Source organism: Blastopirellula marina DSM 3645, from assembly GCF_000153105.1.
GTDB lineage: Bacteria > Planctomycetota > Planctomycetia > Pirellulales > Pirellulaceae > Blastopirellula > Blastopirellula marina.
This window is the reverse complement of the sequence record NZ_CH672376.1, coordinates 3,254,673-3,269,642: the sequence shown is the minus strand read 5'-3', so window position 1 is coordinate 3,269,642 and position 14,970 is coordinate 3,254,673. Positions and strand designations below refer to the sequence as shown.

Annotated in this window: 8 protein-coding genes; 4 read left to right on the top strand and 4 right to left on the bottom strand. The window is 57.9% G+C overall.

Annotated elements, in window-relative coordinates; translation table 11 throughout:
• Positions 1–98: 98 nt before the first annotated feature.
• Positions 99–5,066, bottom strand: coding sequence for a PVC-type heme-binding CxxCH protein (locus DSM3645_RS15190; protein WP_002653109.1), 4,968 nt, complete (start codon positions 5,064–5,066; stop codon positions 99–101).
• Positions 5,067–5,369: 303 nt separating this feature from the next.
• Here DSM3645_RS15190 and DSM3645_RS15180 point away from each other — a divergent pair, with 303 nt between their 5' ends.
• Together DSM3645_RS15180 and DSM3645_RS31705 are read left to right on the top strand one after the other, a co-directional pair.
• Entirely contained in the window at positions 5,370–6,872 is a 1,503-nt protein-coding gene (locus tag DSM3645_RS15180; protein WP_040351874.1) for an AlkA N-terminal domain-containing protein, read from the top strand.
• Positions 6,856–7,374, top strand: a complete 519-nt coding sequence (locus DSM3645_RS31705) for a methylated-DNA--[protein]-cysteine S-methyltransferase (protein ID WP_002653106.1) — start codon at positions 6,856–6,858, stop codon at positions 7,372–7,374. The genes DSM3645_RS15180 and DSM3645_RS31705 overlap by 17 nt, the downstream gene beginning before the upstream one ends.
• 26 nt (positions 7,375–7,400) lie before the next feature.
• On the opposite strand, the gene DSM3645_RS15170 is transcribed toward DSM3645_RS31705, so the two are convergent.
• On the bottom strand, positions 7,401–8,471 hold the full coding sequence (locus DSM3645_RS15170) for a XylR family transcriptional regulator (protein ID WP_237564824.1): 1,071 nt from the start codon (positions 8,469–8,471) through the stop codon (positions 7,401–7,403).
• Between the two features lie 348 nt (positions 8,472–8,819).
• On the opposite strand from DSM3645_RS15170, the gene DSM3645_RS15165 reads away from it, so the two are divergent.
• A complete protein-coding gene (locus tag DSM3645_RS15165) occupies positions 8,820–9,971 on the top strand; it encodes a sialidase family protein (RefSeq protein ID WP_002653104.1) in 1,152 nt (383 codons plus the stop codon).
• A gap of 59 nt (positions 9,972–10,030) precedes the next feature.
• A complete protein-coding gene (locus tag DSM3645_RS15160; protein WP_002653103.1) occupies positions 10,031–10,990 on the top strand; it encodes a dihydrodipicolinate synthase family protein in 960 nt (319 codons plus the stop codon).
• 9 nt (positions 10,991–10,999) lie between these two features.
• On the opposite strand, the gene DSM3645_RS15155 is transcribed toward DSM3645_RS15160, so the two are convergent.
• Entirely contained in the window at positions 11,000–12,454 is a 1,455-nt protein-coding gene (locus DSM3645_RS15155) for a DUF1501 domain-containing protein (RefSeq protein ID WP_002653102.1), read from the bottom strand.
• Between the two features lie 24 nt (positions 12,455–12,478).
• On the bottom strand, positions 12,479–14,932 hold the full coding sequence (locus DSM3645_RS15150) for a DUF1549 domain-containing protein (RefSeq protein ID WP_002653101.1): 2,454 nt from the start codon (positions 14,930–14,932) through the stop codon (positions 12,479–12,481).
• Positions 14,933–14,970 lie beyond the last annotated feature (38 nt).

The following is a 14,970-nucleotide window of genomic DNA, read 5'->3' as shown; positions in this document are numbered from 1 at the left end:
ATACCCTTTCTCTCCCGGCTAGGTGAGCGACTACATAGTAGACCAGTCGTCTCACGCGGGCAATTGGTATTTTCCGCATAAGTTCTCGCCGCAAGCGACTACTTTTTCGGAAGGGGAGACTTTAAGAATTCAAGCAGATTGGCCATCTGCGTCACATCGATCTCTTTCTCCAAACCCTCTGGCATCAGCGACTTGTCGCTCGTTTGAAAGAGATCAATTTCGCTGCGGAGCGTTTCTTGCAGCTTCCCATCGGCCAACTGTAATACGATCGATTCCGAGGATTGGCTCGCGACCACTCCGATATACGATTGCCCGCCGAGGGTCAAAATCTGACTGGCGGCGTAGCGCGGCTCGACCTTGCCGCTGGGATTAAGAATGTCGTACATGATCGCTTCCCGGGACCGATTTAGAGAGTCAGCTAGATCCGGGCCAACGCTGCGGCCTGACTCTTCGGTCGGCACATGGCACTTCGCGCAGTTCTTCAAAAAGACTTCGCGACCCGCGACGGCGCTGCCGATGGTGCGCGGGGCTTCGCTGAATTGCGCTAAAACCGCATCTCGGTCGGTCGACGCCGCTTTGCCGAACAGCTGCGCAGCCGATGTGCGAATCGATTCGATTCGATGCTCATGCAACGCGCGTTGTTGATCTATGCTCACCGCCGACGCGGCGATCATGCCCGATTTGATCGCGCTCAGCAGGCTCTCGACGCCCAATTGGCTTTTTAGCAAGTGAGTCAGCGCGGCGCTGTGCGACTGCGGCTCCATCTCGGCCCAGGCCGATAGCAACACTTGGGCGCGCTTCTCGTTCAAGGCGCTGCCCAGCGCGTCGATCGCGGCCAGCTGCACTTGCGGCGGAAACCGAGGATGCAGCAAATCGGCGAAAAATTCCTCTTGAGCCGTCGAGAATCGCGCGAGCAGCAAGATCGCTTCCCGCCGATCCTGCAGCGGCGCCGCTTCATCCAAGGCGACGTCCGCCAACTGATCGGTCAATCCTTCCCACTTGGCGCCGCTTTGTTTCAACAACGCCTCCAACTTTGCGTTGTTGTTGATTCCTTCGGCTAGCCCCGCCAACAGGACGATCTGTCGATGCGACGCAGCGCTGGTCAGCGCCAATTGTACCAAGGCGGCAGTTTCTTGTTTGTCTTTACGAGCGCCGACTACTTTCGCGAGCCGTTTTTGCATTGCATCCGGAGCAGCGTCTGCGGCCAGTTTGGCGAGGATCTTACCGCTGCAAGTTTCGGTCGCCGTCATGATCGCATCTGCAAAATTGACGTCGGCGCCATCGCTGGTCGTCAGTTTCGCCAACGCATCGACGCGGCGCGGATCGGCAGTGGCGCCCATCGCCAGCGCCAATTGATACCGGACGTACGGGTCTTTGTCGCTCGCTAGCGGCAGCACCGCGGTCAACAGTTGCGGCTGGTCGTTCCATTGGCGACTCGCCAATTCTACTGCGGCGGCGCGCACGTGCGGGTTCTCGTCGGAGAGCGCCGCGGTGATCAGCGGCGCCTTCAATTGCCCCATGCCGGCCAAGGTCCAAATCGCGTGCAGCCGGGCCAACGCGAATTTGCTGTCGTGAAATAGTTTTTCGATCGCCGGCGCGGCGTCGGTTACTTGGCCTTCGACTAACAACTGTTGCGCCTCGCGACGTCTCCAACCGTTGGCGTCACCCAACATGGCGACCAGGTCTGCGTTTGATTGGGGGGCCTTATAAGTACGCAGCGGCTGTTCGCCGTCAGCGACGATGCGCCAAATGCGGCCGCGATCATCGCCGGCGCGCCAATCGAGTTGGGCGGCGATTTCCGGCGGCAGAAATTTTGGGTGTTCGACCCACAAGCGATACATGTCCGCCAAGTAGAGCGTTCCATCCGGAGCATTCGCCAAGCTGGCCGGTCGAAACCATGTATCGGTCGACGCGACAAAATCGGCGTCTTCTCGTGCTCGTGTCGAAGTCAAACGAGCGCCGTCGCGCTTTACAATCGCACGCGTCACCAAATGTCCGATCGGCTCGCAAGCGAAGACGCTGTTTTCCATCGCGGCGCCCAACGCATCGCCCACATAGGCGGTCGTGCCGCAAGCCGACGTGTGCGTGCCTGCGTGCGAGAGCCAGTTGCTTTTCATCGCGACCAGCGGAAAGACCTTCGAATCGCCGCCGGAGGGCGCAACGTCGTATTGCTGAGTGTAAATCGGTGAGAAGCGATTTCGACGCGCTTCTTCATAAGTCATCGGCGCGGCGATGATTGGATTGCGGTTGGTGCTGAAGAGTCGATCGCCCCATGCGGTGATCGTATTGCCAAACTGACCGGTTCCGGCGGCCGGACCAAACTCGCGAGTCAGCGGATCAAACCAAAATTCGGTACGCGGCATCGCAAACGGCTCAGCGTCGCTAGTTCCTTGCGTGATCTTACCGACGCCGTAGTTGAGATAGATTTTGTTATCGAGTCCCCAACGCGGATTGCCGATCTGCATTTGCGGATGCGCCGGCAGAAAGCCGTCGAACAGCACTTCTCGTGATTCGGCCACGCCGTCATCGTCGGCGTCGGTGAGCAGCAACACCTGGGTTTGGGCGCAGGCCAGCACGCCGCCGGCATACGGCATCAAACTGTGACAAAAGGTCAGATGGTCTGCGAAGAGCGTTCGCTTATCCATCTGGCCGTCGCCGTTGGCGTCTTCCAACAGCACGATCCGCGATAGCGGCGGCGCCTTTTCGTCGGCAGGTCCGATTGGATAGTCGCTATACTCGGCGACAAACATTCGACCGCGCGCGTCAAACGCGATCGCCACCGGATCGATCACCACCGGTTCGGCCGCGACTAATTCGATCTTGTAGCCGGGCTCGATCTTGAACGCGGCGAGCTGTTCTTCGGGCGATTTCGGACCAGGCGTCTTGTCTTCGATCCAGTGCCGACCACCCTTGGTCTTGTCGTCTTCGCTCAGCGGCGCGGCTTGCGCCGAATCAGCGGCCTTGGCCGTTCCATCAGCGGCGAGCGAAGCGATTTCTGTCGCGTTAAGCGCCCGGTCGAACAGGGCGATCTCATCCAAGCGGCCTTCCCAGTTCGACTGATTGTCGCTGCGTCCGCCAAAGAACGTATCGTCGACTGCGCCAATCTTCGACGCATCGGCCGTAATTTCCAGCTTGCCGTCCAGGTAAACCTTCATTTCGCCGCCGGCGCTGACCAACGTGACGTTATTCCAGATCCAACGCTCGATCGGCGTCTTGCCGAACAGCTGTTTGTCGCCGAGTTGCAACACTAACCGCCCAACATGTTCCCCTTTGCCGGCGATCCCTAAATGCACGCCGCCGGCGGTGACGCTATCGGCTTGATCGCGAGAGAACATCCAGCCGGCGATCGGTCGGGCTTCCAGGTTCAGTCCGTTCCAGCACCAAATGCTGACACTGTAATCTTCCTTCAATTCCGGCGTTCGGGTCACGATGCGTCCGTCGGCAAAGTGAGCGGCTCGATTGATCTCGGTCGCGGTCGACAGCGCGGGACCATCGGCGCCGTTCAGGTAGAAGACAACTCCATCCTCAAAGATCGCGTCCCGAAAATGAGGAGAAGCGTCGACAGCGGTCGGGCCTTCCATCTCATCCAAAGGATAGTGACGCGCCGGTTTCAGATCGGCGATCACCTTCGCCATGGCGCTATGCGGCGGAGTCGCTTCGCGTCGCGGTTTGCCGGTCACTTCTTCCAGCAGTTTCAGGTCGGCCGCGACGATTTTCGGTTCGGCCGTCACTTCCAAACCGGCCGAGCGGGCCGCCCAAGTGTTGTATCCGCCCAGCACATGTTGTTCTGGCGGCGGAATATAGCCGTCGCCGCCGTTCGCCAATTCGATGACGAACGTCTTTTTTAGCGGACTACGTTCTTTCAGTTTTAAACCGGTTAACGCGTAGGTTTCGTTCGGGGTTGTCGTGATCGCGATGTCGCCGATACGGATCGCTTGGAGCACGATTTCGGTCGACTGTTTCTCGTGCAAAATTGGTTGTTCGCGAGCATAAACTTCTTCGGGAGTTTTCGGTCCTCGATCTCCCATCGCTGCGATCACGCCGTTGGCCCAGGTCAAACGTTCGGCGCTGGGCACGCGATAGTTGAGACGCATCCGCGTTTCGGCCATCGCAATCGTCGCGTCGCTTTGATATTCGATGTCGGCCAACGCCTGGTCGGTTCGTTCGACCATGCCCTCGACGAACCCTTCAAACGTTTGATTGGTTCCGGCGCGATAGTCGACGCGCCAAATATCGCCGCTGCAACCATGCGACATCACCGCGACAAAGGGAGGCTTATCTTCGCTCTTTTGATCCAACTTCGCTTCGAGCGCTCGGCAATAGTCCCCAAAGTAATCGGATGCGCCCCCGCCGCCGAAATAATGCATCGAGAAGTTCGCCAACATCGCGATCGGGCGACCTTCTGGAGACTGAAACGAGATGATCGCCAGTTCTGGATCTTCGGGGCCCGATTCGCCGGTTACATTGAGGATATTATTTTTGGCCGTGTGCATGCTCGCCCGAACCGACTTGTTGCCGAACGGATCATCCCGCATTTGATCCGGGCCCAAAATCCAGCGCCGCAGCGCCGTAAACTCGTTGGCGTCGGCCGTACCATACCCAACCTTGGCCGGAGCCAGATTGCGCTGGGCGGTGATGATCGCTTCGGCCAGTTTGATCCGCAAGTAAGGGGTGTACGTTTCGTCCGCTTCAGTACCGAGGGCGCCCATCGATGAAGGAGCGGAGTGGGTATGCGTCGCCGACATCAAGATTCGATCCATCGGGATCTTCGTCCGTTCAGACGCCAGTTGTTTGGCGCCGTCAATCAAATCCTTGGGCAACATGCAGCTATCGGTGACGACGATTGCAAGTTGCTCCTGACCATCGCTCACGACAATCGCGCGGGCGAAGATGTTTTTGGGCGAGCCTGTCCTGCTATAGAAACTGCCGTTAATCAACACCGGAAATTGTTCCGGCGTCACATCGATCGCGGCCGCGCCAACTTGAAACTGGGCCCGCGCGTTTCCCGCGAAGGCAAGTGAAGTAACGGCGGCAAATGCGATTAGGAGACTGCGCAGCGGCTGCATCAGATCGACTCCAGTAGGACTGGCCTCAGGCGGGGCGTGTGAGGCGTGATTAAAGGTAGGTCTGCGTCTGTTGAGATTTTATATTCTCCCCAGATCGTCTACATGATATCTCGTTCCATCGAAAAATGCCAATAGTTCCTTTTTACGTTCGCTTTTTTCACAGCAGATACGAAACAATCCCCTGTTTTTTTCGCCTTCTTGGTGAAAGAAAACGCCCCCAGCAATTCTCTAGCGACGTCGATCCCGACCACCATGTCCGAAAACCGCGAGACGCCTTCGACGGCACTTTCTATATTGGGAGACATGCAACTTAACCGCCAAGCCTGTTATCGAGCGTTGCTCGCTCGCGATGAGCGCCATGATGGGCGTTTTTTCACGTGCGTGAAGACGACTCGCATCTATTGTCGCCCCATCTGCCCGGCGCGTCCCCCCAAATTTGAGAACTGTGAATTTGTTCTCTCCGCCGCGGCTGCCCAAGAAGCGGGGTTTCGCCCTTGTCTTCGTTGTCGCCCAGAGCGGTCACCCAGCCTCTGGACGAGCGGCGGCGCATCGACGACGGTGTCGCATGCGCTGCGTTGGATCGATGACGGCGCCTTAGACGAGGAGAATGTCGCTTCCTTGGCGGAACGTTTGGGGATCGGCGCGCGCCAACTGCGCCGTCTGTTTCAACAACACCTTGGCGCGTCGCCGATCTCGGTCGCACAGACGCGCCGCGTATTGCTCGCGCTGCAACTTATCGAGCAAACCGATCTGTCGATGGTCGAAGTAGCGCTGGCCAGTGGGTTTCAAAGCGTGCGTCGTTTTAATGAGACCTTTCAAAAACTGTATGATCGCCCACCGGCGCAGCTACGCCGCTTGCGTCGTTCATCCGACGCGCCGACCTCCCAGTTGTCGCTGCTTCTTCCTTATCGCAAGCCGTACGATTGGCCCAGTATTCTGAATTTCTTCGCCGCGCGCGCGATTCCGGGTCTTGAGCATGTAACCGAGCATGCTTATTCACGCACCATTGAGATCGACGGCGCCATCGGCGCGTTGCAAGTTCGTGATTCGCCCGAGCATTCGTCGTTATTGGCCATCATTCAGTTTCCCCAGCTGAAAAGTTTGCCGCAGATCATTTCGCGGGTACGTCGAATGTTTGATCTGAACGCCGATATCAGCGCCATCTCGACGGCGCTTGCCCAAGATCGAGTACTCGCGCCGTTGGTCGAACAGAGGCCAGGATTACGCATCCCGGGCGCATGGGACGGATTTGAGATCGCAGTCCGCGCTATCCTGGGACAGCAGATCACCGTGGAGGCCGCCCGAAAATTGGCCAGCAAGTTGGTCGTTCAACTGGGAGCTCCGCTGGATGACGCTTCGCTGCCGCTGGAATTGACGCATCGATTTCCAGCGGCGGAAGACTTTCGCCAGGCGAAAATTGAAAAGCTGGGAATGCCGCGAGCCCGAGCGGCGGCGATCACAAATTTGGCCGCCAGGTGTCACGCTGATCCTCTCTTGTTAGAGTCGGTCGGGAGAATGGAGAGCGCCGCCGAAGAACTTGGTGCGTTTCCCGGCATCGGCCCATGGACCGCCCAGTACATTGCAATGCGGGTGCTGCGCGAGAGCGACGCGTTTCTGGCCGCCGATGTAGCGCTGCAGCGCGCGATGGCGATCGATGGGGTCCGTCCGACCGCCAAGCAATTACTGGCGCATGCCGAAAATTGGCGACCGTGGCGCGCTTATGCCGTGATGCATCTCTGGACCAGCGATTCGACGAATACAAAAGCCAAGCAAGACAAGGAAATCTCGCATGCCGTTCTTGCTTAGTCGCCAAGATTCGCCGCTCGGATCGATGCTGATCGTCACCGATGCGCAAGAAAATTTGCGCGCCCTCGATTTCTATGACTACGAATCACGCCTGCATACGCTGCTGACACGGCATTACGGCGCGTACGAATTGCAGAATGCGCCAACTCCCGCGAAAATTGAGAATGCGTTGGCCCATTACTTTACCGGCGACCTGTCAGCGATTGAAGATCTGTCGGTCTGCACCGGCGGTACGCCGTTTCAACGCGACATTTGGAAGGCGCTGCGTTCGATTCCCGCCGGCGTGACAAAGAGCTACGGTGAGCTTGCGCGTCAAGTTGGCAAACCGAACGCATCACGGGCTGTTGGCCTGGCCAATGGGGCGAATCCAATCGCGATTGTCGTTCCCTGTCATCGCATCATCGGGGCGACCGGAGCATTGACCGGATACGGCGGCGGGTTACCGCGCAAACGTTGGCTGCTGGAGCATGAGCAAAAACATGCGGCGGTTTTCGCCGTTTAGCTACCAACGTTGGTATGGCCTGCGTTTTAGATAACCGCCCCTTGCGTACGGAACTGCTTCGGCGTCATCCCGACGCATTGGCGAAAAACGCGACAGAGGTTTTGCGACGTTTCAAAACCGGTTGACTTTGCGATGTTGACGATCTTCTCGTGGGTTTGCAGCAGCATTTTTTTGGCGCGCAGCAGACGGATGCGGCGAAGTTCTTCCATCGGCGGGCGAACGTAGTTCTCGCGAAACGCTTTTTCGAGACCGCTCCGACTCATCGCGACCGTGCGAAAGACGTCGACCATGCTGATCGGCAGATGGGCGTTTTCTTGCATAAAGCGGAGCGCGGCGGCGACCTGCGGATGCGGGACCGCGATGCTATCGGTGCTGCGGCGTTCGACGACGCGGCTGGGCGCGATGTAAAACGTCTCGGTCGGCGACTGTTCTCCGGCCATCAGACGCGAGAGCAGCGCGGCGCCTTCGTAGCCGACTTGCTCGAGATTGTTGTCGATGCTCGACAACGGCGTTTGCAGGCAGTCGCAAATTGTCTCGGTATTGTCCACGCCCAGGACCGAAATCTCATCCGGCACCAGCGCGCTGATCGCCATCGCCGCTTCGATGATCTCGACCGCTTCGATATCCCGCGGTGCGAAGATCGCCAGCGGCTTGGGGAGTTCGGACAAGCGTTGCGCCAGCCAACGATGCCGTTGTTGACGAGTATCGGCTTGGCGGCCTCGCTGAGTTTGCCATGACAAGATTTCGCACCGGCGATCGTATTGCGCTAGTTCGGCCGTAAAAGCATCGCGCCGCCGCTGACTGACACCCAGTTCCCAACGATGCACAAAGGCGAAGTGGCGAAACCCGCGATCGAGAAAATGCTGCGCCGCCATTTGGCCGATCGCGACGTTGTCCATGGTGACGCGGGGCAGGGGAACATCGGGCCGACTTTCAGACAGGTCGACCATCGGCACGTCAAACTGCTGGAGCGAACGCCAGATTTGTTGCTGGGCGCCAAGCAGCGTGATGACTCCGTCTCCTTGCCAATCGCGCGGAACCAGATCATCAAAGTCAAACGTCACGTGCCAATGGTGATCGCGGGCAAAGCGCGCCACGCCTCGATGAATCTCGGAATAATACCACCCGAGCGCCAATAAAACGTGCGTGGCGCTTCTTTGAGGGCGATTCCAATCGGCGGAATTCTTCATCAGCATCTTGCGAGTGATCGATATTTAACGGGACGGGTATACTTCTATCCTAGCGGCAAAAGTAGTGAAAACGACAACTTTTTTCAGCAACATTCGCATGTTCACTAAGATAAACGGCGATACCATTGATAGATGATTAAGGCGGCGTGCGCGAGATTACGCCGGTCTGACCTTCATGAACTCCCCGCTTTCCAAGTTCAAGCGCAACGTTCCGCTCACCGCGCTCTCCCACCGCTTTCCAAGTAAGATCGCCCGATGAAACGTGTTGCAAAAACCGTACTTTTCGCGTTGTTAGCCATCGCGACCAGCGGCGGAATTCTGTCTGCCGGTGAACTGCACGAAAGCGTCGTCTACCAATCTGGCGTCGGCGGTTACGATACGTATCGGATACCGTCGGTGATCGTCGCCAAAGATGGAACGCTGCTGGCCTTTATCGAAGCTCGCAAGCACAACAAGTCGGATACCGGCGATATCGACCTGATGCTCCGCCGCTCGAAAGATAATGGCGCGACCTGGAGCGACGCCGAGGTGATCTGGGATGACGAAGGCAACGTCTGCGGCAATCCTTGCCCGGTTGTCGATCAGTCGACTGGGAAGATCTGGCTGCTGCTGACGTGGAACGCGGGCAATACGCCGGAAGGGAAGATTCAATCGGGATTCGGTCAAAACTCGCGCCGCGTCTTTGTCGCTTCGTCGGACGACCATGGCCATACTTGGACGAAGCCTGCCGAAATCACTACCGATGTGAAGGACAAAGAGTGGACCTGGTACGCGACTGGTCCCGGCGCCGGCATTCAAATGCAACATGGCCCGCACGCAGGCCGATTGGTGATTCCGTGCGATCACAAATGGCCGACCGGCGGTAAAGTAAAATTTGGCTCGCACGTAATTTACTCAGACGATCATGGCCAAACCTGGAAACTGGGGGGATCGGCGCCTGAATATAAAGTCAACGAGTGCGAAGTGGTGGAACTAGCGGACGGCAAGCTGCTGTTGAACATGCGAAACTACGACCGCGAACAGACGGCGCGTCAGGTCTGCGTTAGCCATGACGGCGGCGAAACCTGGTTGGATCAAAAGTTCGATCCAGCGCTGATCGAATCGACCTGCCAGGCGAGCATACGCCGCTATCGTTGGCCGAGCGGCGACAAGCCAGGCGTCGTCCTCTTTTCCAATCCGGCCAACACCAAAAAACGGACGACAATGACGGTTCGCGCTAGTTTCGATGACTGCGAAACCTGGCCGGTCGAGCGTCAGTTATTTGACGGCAGCAGCGCTTATTCTTCGCTAACCGTGCTTTCCAACGGCCAGATTGGTTGTTTGTACGAGCGAAACGGCTACAAACAAGTTGTCTTTGCATCCTTTGATCTAGATTGGCTAACCGACTCGAAGGTTGCCGATAAGTAGTTTCTAACTTCTGTCGCTCTCTCCCGTTTTGTTTCCTCCTTCGTACAGCGTGAAAACTCGTGATTCAGCCTTCCTATGGTCGCCTGCGCGGTCTTGTCGCCGCGGCGTTTACCCCGTTTCATGCCGATGGCGCGATTGATAACGCCCGCGTGTCGCCGATGGTTGACGATCTGATCGAGCAGCAAATCCATGGGCTCTACATTTTGGGGAGCACCGGCGAGGGGATTTCTCTGACCAGCCAAGAGCGGCAGATCATCGCCGAAGCGTTCGTCACAGCGGCGGCCGGTCGGATCCCGGTGATCGTGCAGGTAGGTAGCGAAAGTTTGTTCGCTGCGAAAGAACTCGCACGACATGCCCAACAAATCGGGGCCGACGCCGTTTCGGCGGTCAGCCCCGTTTATTTCAAGCCGGACTCGGTGGAAACGCTGGTCGATTCAATGGCGCAAATCGCAGCCGGCGCTCCAGATTTGCCGTTCTACTACTACCACATTCCAGCAGCGACAGGACTCACGCTCTCACCGCTAGCCTTTCTGCAACGCGCGATCGAGCGTATCCCCAATCTGCGCGGGATCAAGTTTACGTCACTGTCAGTGCAGGATTACCAGGCCTGTTTAGAGCTCGCCGGTGATGACTACGAAGTGATGTGGGGGCTCGACGAAACATTGCTGTCAGGTCTGACCGCTGGAGGAACTGCGGCTGTCGGCAGCACTTACAATTTCGCCCCGGCGGTCTATCACAACATCTTCAGAGCGTTCGACGTCGGCAATCTCGAAGAAGCCCGGTTGTGGCAATCGCGTTCGCAACAGTTGGTGCGGACCTTTGTACCGTTTGGACCTCGCGCCGCACAAAAAGCGATCATGGCGATGATCGGTCAAGACTGCGGCCCCAGCCGCTTGCCGATTCGCTCACTCACGTCAGAAGCGTTCACCCAACTTCGTCACGAGTTGGAAGAAATCGGCTTCTTCCATTGGGCGCGTTCGTCGGACGAATCGGTCGCCGCTAATTCCGCATCGGCATAGATACGTCGGCTAGGCGAACAGGTCCATCACCGGTTTTCCCTTGCCATCTTGCGTGACATAAAAGGGACGTCCTTCGATATGAAAGCCGGTGCGTGGGCTGATCCCCATCGCAGTCATGATGGTCGCATGCAGGTCCATCACGCTAACCGGGTCCTTCGTCGCGATCAGCGGACGTTCGGCGGCGGTTTCGCCATAGATGAAACCCCGTTTCATGCCGCCGCCAAACATCACGACGCTTGTGCCGCCGGTGAAGTGACGATGGAGCCCGTAGTGCTTCATTTCGGTCACGTTGTCGACCTTGAAGGTCGTCTGATCGTTGGCGTTCGAACCCGGCTTTCCTTCCATGATCGCGTCGCGGCTAAACTCGGACGCGACAATCACCAGCGTCCGCTCAAGCAACCCGCGTTCTTCCAGATCAAGCACTAATTGAGCGATCGGGCGATCGATCTCTTGATGCATGCGTGCGGTCGTCTCGTGTCCGTTGGCATGCGTATCCCAGTGCAAAAAGGGTACATATTCGGTCGTCACTTCGACAAACCGCGAGCCAGACTCGACCAGTCGCCGCGCCAACAAGCATCCGCGCCCAAAGCGGCCGGTATCGTAACGCTCGACGACTTCTTTCGGCTCTAACGATAGATCAAACGCATTGCGATCCTTCGAGCTGAGCAAGCGATAGGCGTTGTCAAGCGAGCGCAGCATCGACTCTTGCTGATAGTCGCTCATATAGTCGCGCTGCGGCGTTTGATCGACCAGCTTGCGAAACAGGCGATCGCGGTTGGCGAAACGCTCGGCGTTCATTCCCTGCGGCGGGCGCACGGCGGCGGCGGCGTCTTCGGGAAACGGCAAATTCATCGGTCCAAATTCGCTGCCAAAGAACCCGGCGGTGGTGAACGCTTTCAGTTCTTCCTTTTCGCCAACTCCTTCTAGTCGCTGACCGATGTTGATGAACGGCGGCATCACCGGATTGTTCGCTCCCAAAACCTTCGCCATCCAAGCGCCAATATGAGGACAGGCGACCGTTTGCGGCGGAACGTATCCGGTATGCCAATGATACTGATGCCGCGAATGCAAAATGCTGCCCAGATCGGGTTGAACTGCGGAGCGAATCAACGTCGCCCGGTCCATCACCTGCGCCACGTTTTCGAGTCCCGCACAGATTTTCAGCCCGTCCACGTTGGTGTCGATCGCCGGAAACGTGCTGAGCATGCTGTCGACCGAAATTCCCTTTTCGAACGGCGTGTACTTCTTTGGATCAAACGTCTCGGGCGCCGCCATCCCGCCGGCCAGCCATAGCAAAATGCAGGCATCCGCCGTAGGTTTCGGCTGCTTGACCGCTCCCTCTTCCGCAGCGGAGACCAACTGCGGCGCGCCGCTCATCCAAGCGGCGGCGCTCGCCGCCGACAGTTGTTTGAGAAAATCGCGGCGGATGGTTGCGCGATCTTGACGAGTGGAGTCGTGATTCATGTCCGACATGATTTTCGTTCGCCGTTAACGGATGATCATAAATTCGGGAAGCATCAGCACCGTCCAAAGCATGTCTTGGACGCTTTGAACATCCGGCTCTTCGCCGATTGTTTCAGCGAAGATCGCTTGCTCCTGATAGGTCGCTGGTCGCGACAGCAGCGAAAGAAAGACATGATTGACCAGCTTGTGGGGACTTTCCCAATCTTGAGCTAACAGTCTTTTCGCTCCCCGTGACAAGGCGTCATCGAATGCCGGACCATTGGCAAGACTGATTGCTTCCAACGTCGTTAATTCGTTCGGACGAGTCGAGACGACCTGATCGCGATTCGGTCTGCCAAGCGCCCGCATCAAGAAGTCACCTTTGAGCAGCGCCGCTCGCACCATGGGTGTGCGGCCGGTCAGCCCAAGTTTCGCCGCGTCTTCCACGTTGGTTGTCCATACGGCCAAGGTCGGCACAATCGCGACTGGCTGTTGTTGCTTCGCCCAGTCGGACAACGGCTGCTTGGTGACGACTGTCTCTTTGGGCGCCGGGGTCCAATTCCACGATGCGTCGGAAGCGATAGTCGCCGATTCGCCGCCGATCAGATCAATCTTCGCCTGAAAGTAGAGCCCTGCCGGATTGGCGCCGGCGCCGGCGTTCTTGGCGATCACCACTAGTTCGTTGGGCCCCTTTTTCAGATAAGGAGACAGTGCGACCGATTTGACCTCGGTCCAAACCGCGCTCGCGGCGACTTCGCGGCGGTTGACGAACAATTGGAACTCGTTGTCGCAAGTGATCGCAGCAACCGCCGATTCGATCGGGCCGTCCAGCTGAAATTGACGCGTCAAAGCGATCGTTTCGCCAGCCGGCGGAATCTTACCGACCGCGGCGGAATCGCCCCAGATCCACTGCGCCTGAAGTTTGACGCCGGTTGATTTCGCGTCGTCTTTGTCAATCCGGCTGACCTTCGCATCCATCGTCAGCGGCGCCGCGTTGGACAAGCGCCAGACGGCGTCAACAAATTGCTCGGCGGTCATCCGTTTGGCCTGCGGACCGCGAAAGACGTACTCGCGGTCGCCGTTTTCGTCGGTGATGACTTCGGTCTGCGACTGATAGGCGCGACTGGTCGCAATCAGCCGCAACACTTGTTTCAAATCATAATTTTGATCGACCAGATAAACCGCCAGGTAGTCGAGCAAATCTTCATTCCAAGGACGCGACTGCATCGAATCAAGCGGATGCACGACGCCGCGCCCCATCAGTCTTTGCCAGAGCCGATTGACGATCGTCCGTGAGAATCGTCCATTTTCGGGCGCCGTCATTAGCTGCGCCAGTTGACGCAAGCGTTCTGGCTGATCGGCCTCGGCGTCAATTTCGCCCAGCTCAGGAAACAACCACGCGGCCTTCGCCATCTCGCCGGTCGGCTTGTCGCAGCGGTGCAGTTCTAGCGGTTGCTTTGCGTAAATCGCTGCGAGTCCATACGCGTCCGCCAGTTTCCATTGATCGACAAAACTATTGTGACACGAGGCGCACTTCATGTTGACGCCTAGCAACGACTGCGACACGTTTTGCGAAAACTGGATCGCCGTCGTTTGTCCGGCGCTAACTTCTCCGCGCCATTGAATCCCATCGATGAAACCACGACTTGCCGCCGTCGGAGGCGCGATCAACTCGCGCGTGAACTGGTCAAACGGCTTGTTCTCACGGAGCGAGTCGTAGAGCCAGCCGGTGATCTGCGTACGACCGCCGGTGATGAATCCGGTCCCGGCGTAGTCGTTGCGAAGCAAGTCATTCCAAAAGCTTAGCCAATGGTCGGCATAGTCGATGTCACGAGCCAACAGAGCGTCGATCGCATCGCTTCGTTTGTCAGTCGAATCATCGGCGAGAAACGCTTGCAGTTGTTCGATGGTCGGCGGCAACCCGATCAGGTCGAGCGAGACCCGTCGCAAGAACGCCGCATCGCCCAGCGGCTCTGGTGGTGGAATCTGGCGGATGGTCAGGTAGGCGTCGATGATCCGATCGATCGGGTTCTCACGTCCGGCGACCGCCGGGGGAAGTTCAGGACGACGGGGACGCAGCGGGGGCTCGTAGAATTTGTCGCCAAAGGTAAAATCTGCTTCCCACGGCATGTCGGCCGCTACCCACTGGCGCAGCAACGTGATCTCTTTTTTGCTAACGCGCGGCCGCTCCTGCGGCGGCATTTGCAGCTCTGGATCGTCGGACGCGATCAGTTCCAGAAAGTAAGATCCGTCGATATCGCCGGGAACCGCCATGCCGTCGTCCAAAAACGACGTCCGATCGTTGATCGAAAATCCCCCCTCCGCCTTGCCGGCAGCATGACAAGTCGAACAATTCTTGCGGAGAATCGGCACGATCTGATGGGCGAAGTCGATCGCTTCGCTCTTCTCCGCCGCGTCCAGACCGCCGACGACATAAGACAGCATCCCGATCGCAACCAGCGCACGTAAACAGGGAGATGGAACGCACAGCTTGTTCATACGGTCGGCAATTTTTAGGCGGGAGAAAGTGGCTCGCA

Excerpts from the sequence above, each read along its gene's own strand:
- DSM3645_RS15180 (WP_040351874.1), top strand. The coding sequence starts at position 5,370 with ATGCAACTTAACCGCCAAGCCTGTTATCGAGCGTTGCTCGCTCGCGAT.
- DSM3645_RS15190 (WP_002653109.1), bottom strand. The coding sequence starts at position 5,066 with ATGCAGCCGCTGCGCAGTCTCCTAATCGCATTTGCCGCCGTTACTTCA.
- DSM3645_RS15150 (WP_002653101.1), bottom strand. The coding sequence starts at position 14,932 with ATGAACAAGCTGTGCGTTCCATCTCCCTGTTTACGTGCGCTGGTTGCG.
- DSM3645_RS15165 (WP_002653104.1), top strand. The coding sequence starts at position 8,820 with ATGAAACGTGTTGCAAAAACCGTACTTTTCGCGTTGTTAGCCATCGCG.
- DSM3645_RS15155 (WP_002653102.1), bottom strand. The coding sequence starts at position 12,454 with ATGAATCACGACTCCACTCGTCAAGATCGCGCAACCATCCGCCGCGAT.
- DSM3645_RS31705 (WP_002653106.1), top strand. The coding sequence starts at position 6,856 with ATGCCGTTCTTGCTTAGTCGCCAAGATTCGCCGCTCGGATCGATGCTG.